Source organism: Polaribacter vadi (assembly GCF_018861005.1).
Taxonomy (GTDB): Bacteria; Bacteroidota; Bacteroidia; order Flavobacteriales; family Flavobacteriaceae; genus Polaribacter; species Polaribacter vadi_A.
Genome location: NZ_JAHKQL010000024.1, coordinates 1 through 4,547 on the forward strand (window position 1 = coordinate 1; position 4,547 = coordinate 4,547).

Genomic DNA, 4,547 nt, shown 5'->3' on the forward strand with positions numbered 1-4,547 from the left:
ATTTCTTCCGACCATGACTAGCTAAAAGCCTGCTTTTTTATTTTGATATGTGAAATATAAATTTCTAAGAATTTATGTTCATTTAAAATGTTAAACTAACACCTAAAGAGTAAACTACTCCTGGATTAAAACCTCTAAATAAACCTGCTTTTTCATTATTCCAAAGATAATAACTCTCTCTTTTTTGATTTAATAAATTTTTCACTTTAAAAGTAAGTCTTTTGCTCACTTTACTTTCAGTATCAAAACTTTTAGACATAGAGAAATCTAAATTATGAAATGGTTCTGAGTAAACATCTGGTATATCTCCTGCACCTACAGTTTGTAAAGCAGCACCTTGAACATTATAGAAAATACCAGCTTCTAAAGCAATATCTTCGAATCTAGAATTTAAACCTGCATTAATCATAAAAGGAGACTGACCTTGAAGTTCTCTTTCTTCTGTACCTAAAGTAATGTCATTTTCATCTATTAATGCTGTAACTTTTGCATCGATATAAGAAGCGTTTGCATTAAAGTTTAATGTAAAATTATCATTTAAAGATAAAATGTTTTTTCTTACCTCTATTTCTACTCCTAAAACAGTTGCTTTTTCATTGTTTTTAGCGGTAAATTCACTTGGTGTATCATCTCTAATTACAGCTATTTCAATAGGATCTTTAAATTGTTTAGCAAACATACTAACTGCAAACATTTGATTTTTTTCTCCATAAAATTCATAACGTAAATCATAGTTATTAATTATTGAAGATTTAATATCTGGGTTACCCACAAAGAAAGTTTCTGTAATAGGGTCTGCTAAGGTTACAGATGATGCTTCTTTAAAAGAAGGTCTTGCTGTAGTTTTATAATAAGAAGCTCTAATGTTACTTTTGTCATTTGGAGAAAAAATAAGGTTTACATTAGTAAAAAGTTCATTTTCATCTAAAAATTTAACATTATTATATTCTTCACCTTCAAAATCAATACCAGTATATTTTAGTTCGTAAGTTTCAAAACGTGCACCTATAACAGCTTTAAAAAAGTCAGAAAATTTTAATTCTGTAGAAAGGTATGCAGCTGTATTTTTTGATTCTGAATTATAAGTATTTCCCTCTTCTTCACCTGCACTAATATAAGATCCTTGTGTTGATTGAAATAATACATCAGATTGTACCCAAATGTTTTCATCAGCTAGTATAGCATTTGGATCTCCTAAAAGAACTTGACTATTACCTCCATTCCAGTTTATATCAATTCTTTTAGAGCTAAAATCTCTTTCTTTTAAAATTTCTGAAGCACCAAATTTTACTTTTCCTGATAAACCACTTGTTTTAATATCATATTCAAAATCTAACTTAGCCACAAAACTTTCTTCATCTAAATAACGCCACAGTCTAGTAGGAGCTTCTGTTACACTTGGCGCTATTGTATATTGTGGATTACCGTCGAAACCTGTAGTTACTTCAAAAATAGCCTTTCTAAAATCTTTATCTTCCAATTTAGATGTCGATTTTGCTAATTTCCAATTTACTTTAAAACTACCATTTTCTCCAAGTGTATGTGCACCATATATAGGAATACTTCTAAGATTTCTATCTGTATAAGTTATCACACTTCCTTCTCCTAAATATTCATTTTCATCTAAACCCTGAACTTGTACATTAGAAGCATTAGATTCTCCATTTGAAAGATCAATGTAATTTATTCCGAATTTATGATTTTTTGTTTTAAAACTAATTCCAAATAAAAGACTTACAAAATTATTAATTTTACCTAATTGACTAACAGCTTGTTCTTGTTCAGTAATTACATCTCCTCTACTAAGAAATCTTCCATTCTGAAAATTATCATAATAAGTAGTATTAGATTTGTAACCAATAGCAGCAATATAACCAATAGAAGACTCTCCATCTTCTTTAAATTTATATCCATTAGAAGCAGATACTCCAAAACTATAGTTTAAATCGCTAGTTTCTTGGTTTGGCGCCATTGTTTTATTCAACTTTTTTGTGTTGTCTGTAAGTAATGCCGCATTTGCTTGTTGTTCTTCTTGTGTTCCTAAAGTAGGTAAGTCTGGAAAAAGTGGTAAAGCTGTAGGGAAATCTTGATCAGCATCAATAGGCAAATCTCTTAAACCATCATCCTTGGCTCTCCAATCTGAACTACTTCTATCATCCATTAAAAAATTATCATTAAAATGCATATCTGGGTTATAACCTGCACTAAAGCTTACATTATATTCTGGGCTAAAAGAAAAATCTTTTAATTTTATATCTACAGTTCCTCCTGTAAAATCAGCTCCTATCTCTGAAGAAGCAGATTTTTTTACAATAAGGTTATCTATTAAATTTGTTGGAAAAATATCAAGTGGCAACGTATTTCTGTCTGGGTCTAAACCTGGCAATTCCATACCATTAACTGTTGTTTTTGAGTAACGATCTCCTAAACCACGAACATATACATACTTACCTCCTTGAACAGATACACCTGGAACTCTTTTTATTGCTCCTGCAATATTACTGTCTCCAGATTTTTTTATTGATTGAATCGACAATCCATCAACCAAACTAATTGATTTTTTTTGTAGATTTAATAGTGATGCTTCTGAATTCTTTTTTGATGTGGTTTTAATTACAATATCATCTAATTGATTAGCAGCTGGGCTAAGTGTTAATTGCAAAAAAGTTTCTTTGTTTGCGTTTACAACAATGTCGCTCATTTCTACAGTAGCATAACCAATAAAAGAAAAAACCACAGTATAAGTACCTGGTTCTATTTTTATTTGAAATTTACCATCAATATCTGTAGTTGTTCCTAAAGTTGTTCCTTTAACTGCAACATTTGCGAATGGCAATGGCTCATTAAATTCACCATCCATAACTACCCCTGTTATAGACTGAGAAAAAGTACTAAAACTAACTAAAAATAGTAGGGCTAAAAAATATTTCATAATTCTAAATTAATTGTTAAATTATAGGTCGCAAAAGTATTATTAATCATCAACTTGAATGTTAAGTTAACGTAAAAAATAAAAGGGCTTTAGTTAACTAAAGCCCTTTGACATAATAGGTTAAAGTTTTACCTTTAATTATTTTTTAATTACTTTTTTCACTTCTCTATCAGAATCAGTAATTACTTCTAAAATGTACATTCCTTTAGAAAGTTCTGAAACATCAATTGAATTAGAATTTTTATTAGCTTTTACTAATTGACCAGTAATATTATATAATCTTAACACGTCTACTTTTACTTGAGTAGATACATTTAATATATTACTAAATGGGTTTGGATAAATTGAAAACTCTGTTTTAATAACTTCTGTATCTTCTACACTTAAGACACCTTCACCACTTACAAAATAAGCAGTCCAAGAATAAAAATGATCTTCTGTTGATCCAGTTCCTGCAGCTTGAGCACTTAAAACCTCAGCATTTGCAGAAGTTAAGTCTGAAGTTATATCTGCAAGGTTATCTGTAGTTACAAAGTCTATATTAGAAAATGTAAGTGTACCTGCAGCAAAGTTAGAATCCATTCCTTCTATTACAGTACCAGAAGCGAAATCTTTAAATACGATATTGTTGTTTGCTCCTGTTGCACTAGATTTCCAGTGACCATATTGATCAGTTTGAGTTTGCCCTGTTTTACCAATAGCAGTTACGCCATCAATTGTATAAGAACCTGTAGTTGTATTTTCTGTACCATCAATCTCAAAAACATTATCACTATCTATACCCATTGCTACATAAGCATTAGTAATTGTTCCTGAATAAGCTTGATCGATATCGATTGCATCATCAATTTGATTATAAATTAAAATATTAGTTACATCTACATTTCCTCCAAATAATTCAATTCCATCATCATTATTAGATATAATTTCAATATTTTCTATAATTGTCCCATTACCAACTCCACCTAATGTAAGTCCGTTAATTTCATTTCCTGCAGAAACTGTTGCTCCTCCATGACGAATTGAAATATATTTTAAAACTCCTGAGTTGTCATCAGTTTTGTTACCTCCATATACAGCCCAATCATTTCCTGCTCCAATACCTTCTATTGTTGCTGTACCATCGTTTGCACCAACTACATTGTCTCCTAATAAAACAAGACCACCCCATTGACCTCTTAAGTCTAAACTAAATGAAGAAGAAAAATAAGTTCCTGCTGCTACATCTGCAGCTGTTAATGGATCTATAGAGGTAGTAAAAACAATAGGTAAATTTGCAGTACCTTCTGCCATAAGTTTTCCTCCTTTTGCAACTACTAAAGCAGAAGCTAAAGTTGGATCTGCTTTTGCAACAGCTTTTATTACTGTACCTGGCTCAATAGTTAATGTTACATCATTATCTACTACTACTTTTCCATCTATAGTAACATCTCCAGACCAAGTTGTGTCTTCTGTTAACATTACAACATTTCCATTACCTGAAGTTAAAGAAGAACAAAGGTTACTATTAGATGCTGCATATGCTGTCCAACCACTAAAAACACAAGAGTTAGCACCAGTTCCTTGAGCTTGAGCACTTAAAGTTTCAGCATTTACAGAAGTTAAGTCTGAAGTT

At 30.8% G+C, this 4,547-nt stretch carries 2 protein-coding genes; both read right to left on the reverse strand.

What is annotated here, in order from left to right:
* Positions 1–82: 82 nt before the first annotated feature.
* Positions 83–2,932, reverse strand: coding sequence for a TonB-dependent receptor (locus tag KO506_RS12265; protein ID WP_215995212.1), 2,850 nt, complete (start codon positions 2,930–2,932; stop codon positions 83–85).
* Positions 2,933–3,070: 138 nt separating this feature from the next.
* The coding region (locus tag KO506_RS12270; RefSeq protein ID WP_215995213.1) for a T9SS type A sorting domain-containing protein at positions 3,071–4,547 on the reverse strand (1,477 nt) is incomplete at its 5' end.

Bases quoted from the DNA above. Each gene is read 5' to 3' on its own strand.
- KO506_RS12265 (WP_215995212.1), bottom strand. From the start codon at position 2,932: ATGAAATATTTTTTAGCCCTACTATTTTTAGTTAGTTTTAGTACTTTT.